This is a genomic window from Paenibacillus sp. MBLB1832, assembly GCF_032271945.1.
In the GTDB taxonomy this organism is placed as follows: domain Bacteria; phylum Bacillota; class Bacilli; order Paenibacillales; family NBRC-103111; genus Paenibacillus_E; species Paenibacillus_E roseopurpureus.
Genome location: NZ_CP130319.1, coordinates 2991806 through 3005217, shown reverse-complemented (window position 1 = coordinate 3005217; position 13412 = coordinate 2991806). Strand labels below are relative to the sequence as shown.

The window sequence follows — 13412 nt, the reverse complement described above, 5'->3', positions numbered from 1 at the left end:
TGTGTGATGGCACGCTCTCAAAGATTGTACGTGTGGGGCATGGGACTCCTTCTGATTTTCGTTGTGATTGGCGAGCTGGTCTGGCTGCCAGATCCACTCAGATGGGGAGCTCACGTATATTGGATTGATCTGATTGATTGGTTGATTTATGGGTTGGCTTGCGTTCCCTTGTTATGGATGATTGTGGCAACTCATCGCCTGATTTCTTCGCAATCACTTGTAATGAAGCTGTATTTGGGTATGCAAAGCATTATTTGTTTGCTTACGGCCATGTTTGTAATAGGAATACCTAAGAAATTGGAATACTCAGCGACAAGTTTCATCTTGAGCTTCATCCTCGTGCTTGTAGATATGGTTATCATCGAACGTAGGCGGCGCAAAGTACCGTTACATAGTCTGCTCGTAGGCGTAGTGATGGCAGGTCTGTTAGCTGTGATGCTTTGGCCAACTTCCTACTTAGCGACATACCCTGGACTAACGCTCAATATGAATCGTTATGTGCAAGCAGAGGGCGGTTCTACGCATGGCGATATCTCGGGTGTGCTCATCTTCGAGCGCCCCGCGTTTCCAATCGATTGGATCTATGCGAAGCTATTCAAAGATTATGACTTTGAAATTCAAAATCTAGGCATGTCTCTAGGCGAATATAACCTGGAAGTGCGTGCCATGAAGGAAGATGCGAATGCCGCAGGCAGTGCGATCGCCTTCCACAAGGTCGGTTTAGGCAAAGGAATTACGTCAGAAGGCGTTAGAATTACGGCGATCTTGCAAGGAACGCAGGCGGCAGAGGTTCTGCAGCCCAGTGATGTGTTAACTGCTTTCAATGGGCATCCGCTGACGATGGTTAGCGAGCTTAGCGAGCAAATGAAGGCGATAAAACCAGGGGAATCGATTACTTTGACACTGCTTCGCAACCAAAAGTCGATGCAAGTCAAAGTCACAACACGAGCAAGTACGGATGATCCATCCCGCGCCTCAATCGGTATTATGATTGCCAATGAGCTGCATTATGATATACCTGATGGGGTATCGTATCACAATTATTTGCTGCATGAAGGCGGCCCCTCGCATGGCGCAATGCTGGCCCTCACGCTCATTGATCAACTGACGCCGTGCGGCGTGACTTATGGGCATCATGTGGCAGGGACGGGTACAATTGAACCAGATGGTTCCGTTGGACCTGTTGGCGGGTTAGTTCAGAAAGCGTACACGGTAAGCCGCACGAATGCGGATGTCTTCTTCGTCCCTGTAGAGAATGAGGCTGATGCGAGAAAAGGTGCCCCACAATTGCGAATCGTACCTGTTCGAACCTTAGACGATATCTTAAACTGGCTGCGAGCTAATCCTACTTCGGAAACTCCAGCCTGTTCCTCCTAATCGCGTGCGGCTCGACATAGAGGGGAGCACCCTTGGAAATGTGTTCGGAAAGGAAGTAGGTAGTTGGATGTCAGACGCAGTGCAGCGTACATATCGATTTAGTGAGGCGCCCATTTGGGATCTGCAGCGCACATATTATGAAGAGTCGGGAGAAGCCGCTTGGCAAAGCGGGGATGTTCCTCAGTATATTACGAGCAATCGGGTAATGGCGACCGCCTATGCAGAGATGGTATTCGGTTTTCTGCAAGATCGAGCTAGACATGGTTTTGTCAAAGAACGCGTCGTTATTCTTGAGTTGGGAGCGGGTTCTGGTCAGTTTGCCTTTTATGTGCTACAGGAATTAACGAAGCTTACCGACACTGCGGGGATTCCATTGCCGCCTTATTTGTATGTGATGAGCGATTTGGCAGCGAAAAATGTTGCCTTCTGGCAGCAACATGTCGCCTTCGCGCCTTTTGTGGAGCGGGGGATATTAGATTTTGCCGTCTTCGATGCGGTTCAGGATCACATGATCGTCTTGCAGCATGCAGGAGGGCGAATTCGCGAAGGTTCGCTGAGACAGCCGCTCGTTCTGCTTGCGAATTATTTTTTCGATAGCATTCCGCAAGAATTGATTTACGTCGAAGATGGGCAAGTATACGACTGTCGAATTTCCTTGCAATTTCCAGCGGATGCTGGCCAATTAAGTGTATCTGATCAGTTAAAAGAAGTCGTAGGGAGTTACGAGTATGTAAAAAATGATATTTATAACAATGAAGCGTATCCGTACCGTCAACTATTGGACGAGTATCGCGAGCATATGACGGATTCACATATTTTGCTGCCTGAAGTGGGATTAACTTGCTTGACTCGCTTGCAGGCTTTATCGAAAGCTGGCTTCGTACTCTTGACCGCAGATAAAGGGGATCATCGCTTGGAAAGCTGGGAGTTCAATGAACCTCCTAAGCTCATTCATCATGGCAGCTTCTCGCTAACGGCGAATTATCATGCCCTTCGATCGGTCTTTGAGTCTCGCGGTGCCCAATCTTTATTTACTCAACATCCCTACACCTATCTGAACGTGGGAGTCTTGCTCGCAACTCCGGAGCCTGAAAGCTATGGGTTGACCCAGCTGGCTTACCAGAAGTATGTCAATCAGTACGGCCCAGACGATTTTTTTAGTCTAAAAGAAGTGTTGGATACACAGATCACATCCATGACGATGCCTCAGATTCTTGCGATGTGGCGATTAAGCGGCTATGATACACAATTTCTGCTTCCGTGTACAAAGCGTCTCATTGAGTTAATTCCTGATGGTAAAGAACATGAATGGATGGCACTTATGCAAGGAGTTGAACGGATGTGGGTACATTATTATCCTATGGATGGAAACACGGATGTTGCCTTGGCGTGTGGGGTATTGTTATACCAGATGGAGATGTATAAGGAAGCCTTGCCCTACTATGAGCGGACGCAGCCAAAGTTGGGTCAAGATGTGAGTGTACTTTACGAAATGGCGGTCTGTTATTACGAAGTAGGCGAAGATGAACAAGCGATGCGTTTCGCACAGTCTACCCTTGTGCAATCCCCAGAGCACGAAGATGCCCAGGCATTACTGCAACTCCTTCAGTCCTTATAAAAGATGTTCACGTATTGCAACATTTCGGCCGGTCTTCACGTTTGAAGGGTAATCAAGGCAAATGGTCCAACTTACCATTTCTAATTATCCTTGGACGAAAGAGAGGAGTTTTCTTATGAAAAAACTAACAGCTGTCGCGCTTTCAGTCTTGTTATGCAGCTCTTTAACTTTAGGATCTGCGTATGCATTTACTGACCTTGAAGAAGGACAGGCCCATGCGATTCTAACGTTGAAAGAACGGGGGATCGTCAGCGGATTTGATTCTGAGCATTTTGTGCCAAAAGGTAAAATTAGTTATGCTCAGAGTGTGCAAATGATCGTCAAAGGCTTGAATTTGAATTTGGATCACATTCGTTTCATCAAACAGCCGTTAGCCTCAGATAGCTATACGAATATCCCGAATGATGCCTGGTATGCAGATGCTTTCATCATTGCACACTATCACAACCTTGACATCCCGAAGGATGTGAATCCGAACGCAACGATCACGCGTGAACAGTTTGGCCATCTGTTAGTTCAAGCATTGGAGACAAAAGGGCAGTTCCCGCTTGTCAAAATGTATATCCCCATCAAGGATGAAGATCAATTGACGGTAGACGATCAAGGTACGATTCAGCGCTTGCTGCTGTACAAAATTACCGCTCTGGATGGAGACGGTAAATTCAATCCAAAGGGCGAACTTACACGAGGAGAAGCCGCGACTTGGCTCTATAACGCCATTCAAGTGCTGGAAAAACATAGGCAGGTACCCCAAGAAGAAGTAGTTAGTGTTTCCATTGAGAAAGTGAATGAAGACGTGAACAAAGTGACGCTTTCGCGCGGCATGAAGCCGAATGGGGGCTACGGGCTCGTCATTGACAGTATTCAATTTCAAGAGGATGGGCAAGCGGTTGTCCGCTATTCTTTACGCAATCCAGAACCGGATATGATGTATCCGCAAGTCATAACGGAAGCGAAGGCAGTCACGTATGTGTCATCGGTCTATAAAGTGATCGCAGAAGCGAGTAAATAAGACGTGTAAAATGGTTTATGCTGTACCCCAGTGGGGTGCAGCATTTTTTTGTGCGTTTGGATGGCTGCCATTCGTCAGGTCGAGAGTAGCTAGTCTCACATACACTGTAGTATCTGCAGCAGAAAGGTGGTGAGACTTTTGAAAACGAACTATTACACATTAGCATTAGGATTATTAGGAGCAGCAAAATTGATTCTGGATGCATTCGGCGTTACTCTGCTTACAGATGAGACTGTGAATGCGGTTGCAAATGGTGTAGCTGCGATTCTTTCTGTCGTCGGTGTGTACACGAATCACCAAAAACCAGAGTAATGGATACGCTAACCTGCCCGCGCACCGATATTCGCCTAGCTGAATACCCTATCGGATAGATGTGAATTTCTTTTCGGAGGCGTCAACCATGGGGTATTATGTTCAGGTCGAAGAGGGCGTGAAATTGTTTGTTGAAGATGTAAATCCAAAAGGAAAACGAACCATCCTGTTTATTCACGGATGGCCGCTTTCCCATTCCCAATTTGAGTATCAATTCAATGTGCTGCCTGCACAGGGATACCGCTGTATCGGGTTGGACTGGCGAGGGTTCGGACAATCCGATAAACCATATGACGGGTACAACTATGATCGCTTAGCAGATGATTTATACTCGGTCATCCAAACCTTGAAGCTTGACGGTATTACACTAGCAGGACATTCGACCGGCGGCGCTATAGCGATTCGTTACATGTCTAAATACCACGGTCATGGGGTTGAGAAGCTTGTGTTAATCGATGCGGCAGCACCAATCGGCTTTACACCTGAAACTGCAAGAAAGTTCCTGTATGAAAATGCGAATGATCGCCCTGCGATGCTGCAAAATGTGACGGACCAATTCTTCTTCCAGTACATTACGCCGAGATTCTCGGATTGGTTTGTCCAGATGGGACTTGAGGCTGCCAGCTGGTCAACGGCCGCCGTCATTCGTATGCTTCGGGATGAGAACGTATCTGCCGATTTAAGCCGTATTGAAGCTCCAACGCTCATTGTGCATGGCATTCATGACCATGTTATTCCGTATCAGCAAGCGCTTGAGATGAATAAGCAAATACCGCATTCTCGGCTTGTTCCTTTTCACTACAGCGGACATGGCGGATTCTGGGAGGAGCGCGACCGCTTTAATCAAATTTTGATGCACTTTGTTGGATAGGGATGACAAGGAAAGCGTTATAGTGATGTCTCAGAGTGGAACAATATATCTAGATGGAAAAACCTAGTCAGCGGTGTGGTGCCGCGGGCTAGGTTTTTGTTTGAGTGAGTTAGTCGAAAAAGTCGATTAACCCGCTGCGTCCCAAGTACTAGCCTTTCGCTAGCTCCTTACGCACAATCGGCGCGACTTTCGTGCCGAGCAGCTCGATCGCATGCAGCATTTCACGATGCGGCATCGTCCCTACATTGAGGTGAAGAAAGAACCGCGTCACACCTAAGTTTTTGCGTAGAAGGAGGATCTTCTCTGCTACGTATTCGGAGTCGCCGACATAGAGCGCGCCGCGCATGCTGCGAGCTGCATCGAACGTCGCGCGGGAATAAGGCTGGCTCCAGCCGCGCTCCCGGCCGATGACATTCATCTGCGCTTGCGTAGGCGCGAAGAACAGTTCAGCGGCACGATCCGATGTGTCGCTGATGAAACCATGCGAATGCGTCGCGATTTGCAGCGTGTCGGGATTGTGTCCAGCCTGACGCGCGGCTTCTTTATATAGGGCAACAAGCGGTGCAAAGCTTTCCGGCATTCCGCCTATGATGGCGAAGGCGATTGGAAGGCCGAGCAATCCGGCGCGTATGGCGGATTCTGAATTACCTCCGCTGGCAATCCATACGGGCAGCGGACTCTGAACAGATCTTGGATACACGCCAAGATTGGGAATGTCCGGTCGGAAATTGCCTTGCCAGGAGACTTTTTCGGACTCACGGATTTTCAGTAAAAGGTCCAATTTTTCCTCAAATAACTCGTTGTAATCATCCAAACTGTATCCGAATAATGGAAAGGATTCAATGAACGATCCGCGTCCTGCCATAATTTCGGCTCGACCATTTGATAATCCATCCAACGTGGAGAAAGCTTGATACACCCGAACAGGATCATCCGAAGAAAGCACGGTTACTGCACTGGTAAGTCGAATGCGCTTCGTAACGGAAGCCGCAGCAGCTAACACAACGGCAGGTGATGTGCCTGCATAATCCGCACGATGATGCTCACCGATACCGTATACATCTAATCCGACCTGATCGGCTAGCACAATTTCTTCAACAGCGTTTCGCAAACGCTCGGCATGACTCATGATGGCTCCTGTTTGTAAATCCGGTGTAGTTTCTAGAAAGGTGCTAATCCCAATTTCCATGGTTGTAGATTGTTCAGACATCGTGAATCGCCTCCATGTTTCATGTACTTATTTCTATTGTCTCATGTCACGTATCAGGGGACAAGTTCACTGATATGAAATGCCTTATCCCACGATATTGCAAACGATCAGTTGCTATAGAGAAGCGGAGGATGGTAATGTATGGAAGAGAATATTCGGGCCTAGACGAAGGGAGGACCACGATGGTTGAATGTCCATGGTGTCAGGATCAGATGGAACTAGTGAACGATGTTTGTCCGAGTTGCAAGCAAGAGGTGTATCATCATCATTTGAACGTATCAGAGAAGGAAGATGAAGTTGATTCTTTCGATGAGTTGAATAAGCAAGAAACCGATACTTGGGAAGAAGAAGAGCTTAATAATTTAAGCTTAGAAGAAATCATCTCACAGCGTTTCTCCTGCTCAAAGTGTAAGCATACAGAGTGCAACGTCAATGAAGTAGCTATGACTGGCACGGGATTCAGCAAACTTTTCGATATTCAGCATCATCATTATCTTTTTGTTTCATGCAGGCAATGCGGGTTTGTTGAAGTTTTTGATCCTGACGTGCTGCGAGGTCACAAAACTGGGAAATTAGGCAGTGTTTTAGACACTTTGTTTGGTGGGTAAATCCGAATAGGTGTCACAAAATCGTCTGCTTAATTGTCAATAGAAGAAAGGGTAATAGGGTCCGGCAACAACGCTTACGAAAGGAGTTTCCCAATATGAATGTAGATACAATCTATTTCACCTATAAACCGTTATTATTTTCTGTGGCGTACCGTTGCCAGAGCCGCAAGTGACCGTACCGTGCAGCAGCTGGCTGCATGTAAAAATAGGCGAAAGTGTGCCCTTCTCCTCAAATGGAGAGGGGTTTTCTCATTTTTTTATGGATACTCATTCGACAATATAGTATAATAATTGACATTCGTTCAAATATTCATCGACTTTTCGGAAATTCGAACGAAGTATATATAAACAACAGGGGAGAGAATCACACCAATGAAAAAAGCGTTAATTTCCATTTTTGCCGTTTCGGTACTACTAACAGGATGTGCAACAGCAAAGACAGACACAGCAAGCCCAAGTGCTGAGGCAACGAAGGCAGCTGCAGCGAAATCAGACAAGAAGATCATTCTTATTACCCCAGAGAAAATCGGTTTGAACCCATTTTTCGCGCAAGAAGATGAAGGTGTGAAACGTGCGGCTAAAGAATTTGGCGTTAACGTAAAAACAGTAGAATCTACGGATGCAAGTGCGATTGAACAAAACTTGCGCGCAGCCGTTGCTGATAATTATGATTTGATCATTACAAGCTCCTTCGAATCCGAAGATGCGTTAAAAAAAGTGGCAGCAGAGAATCCGAAAAAATCCTTCGCGATTATTGACACAGTTGTGGATCTTCCAAACGTTCGCAGCGTCGTATTCCGCGAGCATGAAGCATCCTACTTGCTAGGGGCGGCAGCCGGTTTGGCAACGAAGAAAAATATCGTGGGTATGGTCGCGGCAGTTGATATTCCATTGATCAAAAAGTACACAGTTGGTTTCCAAGAAGGGTTAAAATCAACGAATCCAAACGCGAAATTGATCGTTAACTACGTAGGAAGCTTCACGGATCCTGCGAAAGCGAAAGAATTAGCGTTGACACAATTCGCGCAAGGCGCGGATTTCATTGCGGGTGCTTCTGCCGTGGGCGATTTGGGTGTATTTGAAGCGGCGAAAGAGAAAGGCTTCTTTACATCAGGTCAAGATATCGACCGTACCGTGACAGATCCACAGCATATCGTCCTTTCTCAATTGAAAGGAACAGATGCAGTTGCTTACCAAACGGTAAAGGATTTCGTTACGGGTTCGTTTAAATTTGGTGCTGTTGACTATGGCTTGAAAGAAGACGGCGTAGGTCTAACATTCGTAACGAAAGACAGCAAATCCGCATTAAGTCCGTTCATTGGACAAGATATTGTTACGAAAGTAAAAGCGATTCGTGAAGATATCGTATCTGGTAAAATCAAAGTTGAGAATCCGGTTAAATAAGAAAAAGAAACACCATCATATCATGTTGACCCTGGAGACTGTTTACGGTGACGTAAACAGTTTCCGCATGTCTAGATAGAGGAGCGATTAACCGTTATGCTGCTTCAGATGCGTCAAATTACGAAAACATATGGCAATTTAACAGCGAATGCCAACGTTGATTTCTCGTTGCGGCAAGGTGAGATTCATGCACTTGTTGGGGAAAATGGCGCTGGTAAAACAACGCTGATGCGAATCTTGTACGGCATGGAGCAGCCAACGGAAGGCAGCATCCTGCTGAATGGCACACCTGTCGTGTTCTCGAATCCGACGGAGGCTATTCGTCATCGCATTGGCATGGTTCATCAACATTTCATGCTATTCCCATCATTCACCGTGGCGGAAAATATCGTGATCGGTAATGAACCGAAGTCTGGCCTGGCATTTGACCGCGCAGAAGCGGTTAAACAAGTAGAGGCGCTCTGCGCGAAGTTTCGGTTACCGATCGATCCGCAGAAGAAGGTTGCAGATATGCCAGTGGGATTGCAGCAACGCGTGGAAATCTTGAAGGTCTTGTATCAAGGTGCAGACATTATTATTCTGGATGAGCCTACGGGGGTCTTGACGCCGCTGGAAGCGAAGGAACTTCTGGTGATCATGCGCAGCTTGTCCGATCAAGGCAAGAGCTTCATTATCATCACGCACAAGCTGCATGAAGTGATGGAAATTGCAGACCGTATTACGGTTCTTCGTGATGGACAAGTCACCGGTGTTCTAGAAGCGAAGTCAACGAACGTTGAGGAGCTTTCAAAGCGAATGGTAGGACGAGATCTCCTGCCGATGAACAAGAAACCTGTATCAGTGGGAGAAACTGTCTTGCAAGTGACGGACATCACGATCCTTGGTGAGAAAGGTAAGCCTGTTCTAAACAAGGTAAATCTGCGTGTGCATGCAGGTGAAATCGTCGGAATCGCAGGGATTTCTGGTAATGGGCAGTCGGAGCTGATTCAAGCGATTTCAGGACTTCAACGCATTGATGCAGGAGAGATTCGGTTGTTGGGGAACCCCGTCAACGGCAAATCGGTTCGTGAAATCAGGGAGATTGGCCTCTCTCATGTGCCAGAGGATCGATATCAGTGGGGCGCAGCGAAGGAAGGGACTGTATTGGAGAATGGCATGATGGGCCATCACAAAACGCGAAGTCGTCGTGGTATTCTGCAAGGCGGCCAACTTCGTGAGATGGTGAGCGGTTTTATTCGTCAGTTTCAAATTAAAGCAGGATCGCAGGACGCTAAAGTGAAGTATTTGTCAGGCGGAAATTTACAGAAACTGATCGTAGCTCGGGAACTCGCGCAACAGAAACCGCTTCTTATTGCGGCTGAACCGACACGCGGTGTAGATATCGGCGCCATGGAACTCATTCACGATGAATTGCTGCGCAAACGCGATCAGCAAGGTGCCATTTTGCTCGTATCTTCTGAATTAACGGAAATACTGAAGCTATCCGACCGCATTGTGGTGATGTACGAAGGACGAATTGCTGGTGAAATTGCAGCGGAGCACGCAACGGAAGAACAAATTAGTTTATGGATGGCGGGGGGAGAATCACATGCTTAAAAATCGTTTCCCACTAAGCGCTTGGCTCCATCCGCTGCTTGCCGTTCTCATCGGACTCATCGGCGGTGCGATTGCCATTTCACTTATTGGCGGCAACGTGATGGATACGTATGCGCAGATGTGGAAAGGCGCCTTCGGCAATACGTACTTCCTGACGAATACGTTAACGCGGGCGACGCCGCTCATTTTGGTCGGTTTAGGCGTTTCCATCGCCTTTCGTGCAGGATTTTTCAATATGGGATCCGAGGGTCAAATGATTCTAGGTGCCTTGTCCAGTGCAATTGTGGCGTTATATGTGCCTGGTCCTGCGATGTTTAAATTGGTTGCAGCGATACTGGGCGGAATTCTTGCTGGGGGTAGTTGGTCGGCTTTTGCCGGCTGGTTGGATGCGAAATTTCGGATGAATTTAATCATTACGACGCTCCTGTTGAATTACATAGCAGCATTATTCGCGGGTTATCTAGTGGCATATCCGCTCAAGGATAAATCAGGTTCGGCTGCGCTCGCTCAAACGATGATGATTGAAAAAGGCGTTTGGCTGCCAAAGCTATTCCAAGGTATGAGCATCCATGCTGGATTTATCATCGCGATCGTGCTTGCGGTTCTCCTGTTTTTATTTATCAAATATACGGCTGCAGGCTACGAAATTCGCATGTTGGGCTACAATCCGCTGTTCGCCGCTTATGGCGGTGTGAACAGAGGGAAAGTCATGCTGACGAGCATGTTCGTCAGTGGGGGATTTGCAGGACTTGCCGGCGTAGTTGAAGTGCTGGGTATGCAATATCGCTATACAGATGGGATGATCACGAACCCAGGCTACGCTTGGTCAGGTATTATGGCGACACTCCTATCTGGCGCTCATCCGCTGGGTACAGCAATTGCCTCGATTTTACTTGCAGCGTTGCAAACGGGCGGCATGGGGGTCGAGCGAAATACGAGCATCCCACTCGAAATTTCCAGTGTCATTCAATCCTTGTTGATTTTGTTCGTGACAGCGAAGTTTAGTTATACGTTCTGGAAGCGCCGGAAAGGAGGAAAAGACGATGCAGCAACTTCTTGATGTAGCTTTATTTAACTCGATGTTTCGGATGGTTGCCCCGATCTTACTAGCTGCGCTAGGTGGAGCGATCTGTTCCCGAGTAGGCTTGTTCAACGTGGGCTTGGAGGGCTTTGTACTGGTTGGTTCTTTTTCCGCGATTGTTGGAAATTACTATACAGGCAATGTGTTCGTAGCCGTGCTGATCGCCATCGCGATTACGATGCTGTTTTCACTCATTTTCGCCTTTATCAGTATTCATTTGCAAGCCAATGTCATTGTCGTCGGGATCTCCTTCAACTTTCTGGCGTTAGGCTTAACGGCATTTTGTTTGCGAGCGATTTTCCATGTCAAAGGTGCATTCTATGATAAAAATATGATTGGCTTGCCGAAATGGGATATCCCTCTCATTCAAGATATTCCTGTTCTCGGCGGTATCGTTTCAGGACATTCACCCCTGGTTTATCTAGCTTTTCTCCTTGTATTCGTGCTTCACTACTTTATTTTCAGAACCGTGTTAGGTTTCCGACTGCTGGCGGTAGGGGAAAATCCGGTTGCCAGTAAAAGTTTAGGCATTAAGGTCAATCGGATGCAATATCTAGCTGTTCTGATCTGCGGATTGCTCTGCGGGCTGGCTGGCGCGCAGCTATCGCTTGGTCAAGTGACCATGTTCACAGAAGGGATGACCGCTGGGCGAGGCTTCATTGCGCTCGTTGCGACGATGTTAGGGCAAGCGAATCCGATCGGTGTCATGGCATCCAGCTTGCTCTTCGGACTCATGGATGCATTTAGTATCCGACTGCAAGGCTTCTCGTTACCAACCCATTTCACACAAATGCTGCCGTATATCGTGACGCTGTTAGCGATGCTTTTCTTCCGAAGAAGCAATTATTTGGCTGATGCGCAGAAAGCGAATGGCAGCTCCCGATAAGAACGTTACGGAGGATGACAGATGAGTAAAGACAGCAAAGCGGAGCGCCTTAAGCGCATGCAAATGCCCGCTGTAGAAGTTCCACCGGAAATTGCGCATCGCGTGCCGCCTGGTCAAGCTGTGACCGAGAGGTTCCCGATTCTGCATGAAGGTGATGTGCCAAGCTATGAGATGTCCGCATGGACATTGCGTGTGTTCGGTGAAGTTGCTGAAGAGAAATCGTTCAGCTATGAGGAATTGCTTGCCCTTCCGCAAACGAAGAGTGTCTGCGATATCCACTGCGTAACACGATGGTCCAAGCTGGATACGGAGTGGGAAGGTGTTCGATTTCGAGATTTTCTAAAGGGGATTGAGGTAAAACCAGAAGGTAAATATGTCATGATCCATGCGGACCAAGACTACGAGACGAATGTGCCGCTCGAAGATCTGCTTGGCGATGATGTGCTCTTGGCGCACAGCTTCGAGGGACAGCCGCTTTCTCCCAAGCATGGGTGGCCGCTTCGACTTATAGTGCCGCACTTATATTTCTGGAAAAGCGCCAAATGGATTCGCGGTTTCGAGTTCATGACGGAAGACCGTGAAGGCTTCTGGGAGCGCAATGGCTTTCACAATGTTGCGGAACCATTCAAGGAGCAGCGATTCTCGGGTGAGGCGATCCCGATCCCTGAGGACGAGTGGGTTCGAAAGGAGTTCGATTGAAATGAAATTATCGATTTTACAGGTTGATACAGCGGATCTGACTCCGTATGCGATCGTTTGTGGAGATCCATTCAGAGCAGCAGCGATTGCTGCTAAGCTGGACAATGCAAGGGAATTAGCGTTCAGCCGCGAGTATCGCACCTTCGTTGGGGAAGCATCAGGTGTTCCGATCACTGTGGTGAGTCATGGTGTAGGATCACCAGGAGCAGCAGTATGCTTTGAAGAGTTGATCAAAGGTGGTGTGAAGACGCTCATCCGCGTTGGTACGGCTGGCTCTTACTCAGCAGATGTTCCGCCAGGGAGCTTGGTAATCAGTACCGCAGCCGTGCGAGAAGATGGGTTAACACGTCAATTGGTGCCAATAGCTTTCCCTGCCGTTGCTGACGCTGATGTGGTGAGAGCGCTCTATGAGGCCGCATGTGAGACAGAAGGTCTGGTTGCCAAAGGGATTACGGTCACGCTGGATGCGTTCTTCCAAGGGGTAGAGGAGTTTCCTCATCAGAAGTACAAGCGCGCAGGAGCTTTGGCCGTAGAGATGGAAATTTCAGCGCTTTATGTCATTGCCACACTGCGAGGTGTTCGTGCAGGAGCGATCGTGGCACTAGACGGCTACGCAGACGCAGACCTGAGAGAAGTATATAACCCGCACACGGACGTTGTGTCAGGCGCGATTGAGCGGGAAATCGAAGCAGCGATACGAGCTGTTGTGAAATTAAACGGTTGTGATTGAAAAAAAGC

Annotated in this window: 13 protein-coding genes; 12 read left to right on the top strand and 1 reads right to left on the bottom strand. The window is 47.8% G+C overall.

What is annotated here, in order from left to right:
- Nucleotides 1-6 precede the first annotated feature (6 nt).
- The 5 genes from MJB10_RS13320 to MJB10_RS13300 all read left to right on the top strand — a co-directional run bounded on the left by MJB10_RS13320 (nucleotide 7) and on the right by MJB10_RS13300 (nucleotide 5190).
- On the top strand, nucleotides 7-1377 hold the full coding sequence (locus tag MJB10_RS13320) for a S16 family serine protease (RefSeq protein WP_314795351.1): 1371 nt from the start codon (nucleotides 7-9) through the stop codon (nucleotides 1375-1377).
- A gap of 67 nt (nucleotides 1378-1444) precedes the next feature.
- Entirely contained in the window at nucleotides 1445-2995 is a 1551-nt protein-coding gene (locus tag MJB10_RS13315; RefSeq protein WP_314795350.1) for a tetratricopeptide repeat protein, read from the top strand.
- 115 nt (nucleotides 2996-3110) lie between these two features.
- Entirely contained in the window at nucleotides 3111-4007 is an 897-nt protein-coding gene (locus MJB10_RS13310) for an S-layer homology domain-containing protein (protein WP_314795349.1), read from the top strand.
- Between the two features lie 138 nt (nucleotides 4008-4145).
- A complete protein-coding gene (locus MJB10_RS13305; RefSeq protein WP_314795348.1) occupies nucleotides 4146-4319 on the top strand; it encodes a hypothetical protein in 174 nt (57 codons plus the stop codon).
- Nucleotides 4320-4407: 88 nt separating this feature from the next.
- Nucleotides 4408-5190, top strand: a complete 783-nt coding sequence (locus MJB10_RS13300; protein ID WP_314795347.1) for an alpha/beta fold hydrolase — start codon at nucleotides 4408-4410, stop codon at nucleotides 5188-5190.
- 148 nt (nucleotides 5191-5338) lie between these two features.
- Here MJB10_RS13300 and MJB10_RS13295 read toward each other — a convergent pair whose 3' ends face one another.
- Nucleotides 5339-6379, bottom strand: a complete 1041-nt coding sequence (locus tag MJB10_RS13295; RefSeq protein ID WP_397386633.1) for an LLM class flavin-dependent oxidoreductase — start codon at nucleotides 6377-6379, stop codon at nucleotides 5339-5341.
- Between the two features lie 233 nt (nucleotides 6380-6612).
- Here MJB10_RS13295 and MJB10_RS13290 point away from each other — a divergent pair, with 233 nt between their 5' ends.
- The 7 genes from MJB10_RS13290 to MJB10_RS13260 all read left to right on the top strand — a co-directional run bounded on the left by MJB10_RS13290 (nucleotide 6613) and on the right by MJB10_RS13260 (nucleotide 13404).
- Nucleotides 6613-7008 carry a zinc ribbon domain-containing protein gene (locus MJB10_RS13290; RefSeq protein ID WP_314795345.1) on the top strand — a complete coding sequence of 132 codons (396 nt, stop codon included), beginning with the start codon at nucleotides 6613-6615 and terminating at the stop codon, nucleotides 7006-7008.
- Between the two features lie 372 nt (nucleotides 7009-7380).
- Nucleotides 7381-8412, top strand: coding sequence for a BMP family lipoprotein (locus MJB10_RS13285; RefSeq protein ID WP_314795344.1), 1032 nt, complete (start codon nucleotides 7381-7383; stop codon nucleotides 8410-8412).
- A gap of 96 nt (nucleotides 8413-8508) precedes the next feature.
- Entirely contained in the window at nucleotides 8509-10008 is a 1500-nt protein-coding gene (locus MJB10_RS13280) for an ABC transporter ATP-binding protein (protein WP_314795343.1), read from the top strand.
- On the top strand, nucleotides 10001-11068 hold the full coding sequence (locus tag MJB10_RS13275; RefSeq protein WP_314795342.1) for an ABC transporter permease: 1068 nt from the start codon (nucleotides 10001-10003) through the stop codon (nucleotides 11066-11068). The genes MJB10_RS13280 and MJB10_RS13275 overlap by 8 nt, the downstream gene beginning before the upstream one ends.
- A complete protein-coding gene (locus tag MJB10_RS13270) occupies nucleotides 11052-11975 on the top strand; it encodes an ABC transporter permease (protein WP_314795341.1) in 924 nt (307 codons plus the stop codon). The genes MJB10_RS13275 and MJB10_RS13270 overlap by 17 nt, the downstream gene beginning before the upstream one ends.
- Nucleotides 11976-11996: 21 nt before the next feature.
- Nucleotides 11997-12674 carry a sulfite oxidase-like oxidoreductase gene (locus MJB10_RS13265; protein ID WP_314795340.1) on the top strand — a complete coding sequence of 226 codons (678 nt, stop codon included), beginning with the start codon at nucleotides 11997-11999 and terminating at the stop codon, nucleotides 12672-12674.
- A 1-nt stretch (nucleotide 12675) separates the two neighbouring features.
- Entirely contained in the window at nucleotides 12676-13404 is a 729-nt protein-coding gene (locus tag MJB10_RS13260; RefSeq protein WP_314795339.1) for a nucleoside phosphorylase, read from the top strand.
- Nucleotides 13405-13412 lie beyond the last annotated feature (8 nt).

Excerpts from the sequence above, each read along its gene's own strand:
- MJB10_RS13320 (WP_314795351.1), top strand. The coding sequence starts at position 7 with ATGGCACGCTCTCAAAGATTGTACGTGTGGGGCATGGGACTCCTTCTG.
- MJB10_RS13315 (WP_314795350.1), top strand. The coding sequence starts at position 1,445 with ATGTCAGACGCAGTGCAGCGTACATATCGATTTAGTGAGGCGCCCATT.
- MJB10_RS13310 (WP_314795349.1), top strand. The coding sequence starts at position 3,111 with ATGAAAAAACTAACAGCTGTCGCGCTTTCAGTCTTGTTATGCAGCTCT.
- MJB10_RS13300 (WP_314795347.1), top strand. The coding sequence starts at position 4,408 with ATGGGGTATTATGTTCAGGTCGAAGAGGGCGTGAAATTGTTTGTTGAA.
- MJB10_RS13295 (WP_397386633.1), bottom strand. The coding sequence starts at position 6,379 with ATGGAAATTGGGATTAGCACCTTTCTAGAAACTACACCGGATTTACAA.
- MJB10_RS13290 (WP_314795345.1), top strand. The coding sequence starts at position 6,613 with ATGGAACTAGTGAACGATGTTTGTCCGAGTTGCAAGCAAGAGGTGTAT.
- MJB10_RS13285 (WP_314795344.1), top strand. The coding sequence starts at position 7,381 with ATGAAAAAAGCGTTAATTTCCATTTTTGCCGTTTCGGTACTACTAACA.
- MJB10_RS13280 (WP_314795343.1), top strand. The coding sequence starts at position 8,509 with ATGCTGCTTCAGATGCGTCAAATTACGAAAACATATGGCAATTTAACA.
- MJB10_RS13275 (WP_314795342.1), top strand. The coding sequence starts at position 10,001 with ATGCTTAAAAATCGTTTCCCACTAAGCGCTTGGCTCCATCCGCTGCTT.
- MJB10_RS13270 (WP_314795341.1), top strand. The coding sequence starts at position 11,052 with ATGCAGCAACTTCTTGATGTAGCTTTATTTAACTCGATGTTTCGGATG.
- MJB10_RS13265 (WP_314795340.1), top strand. The coding sequence starts at position 11,997 with ATGAGTAAAGACAGCAAAGCGGAGCGCCTTAAGCGCATGCAAATGCCC.
- MJB10_RS13260 (WP_314795339.1), top strand. The coding sequence starts at position 12,676 with ATGAAATTATCGATTTTACAGGTTGATACAGCGGATCTGACTCCGTAT.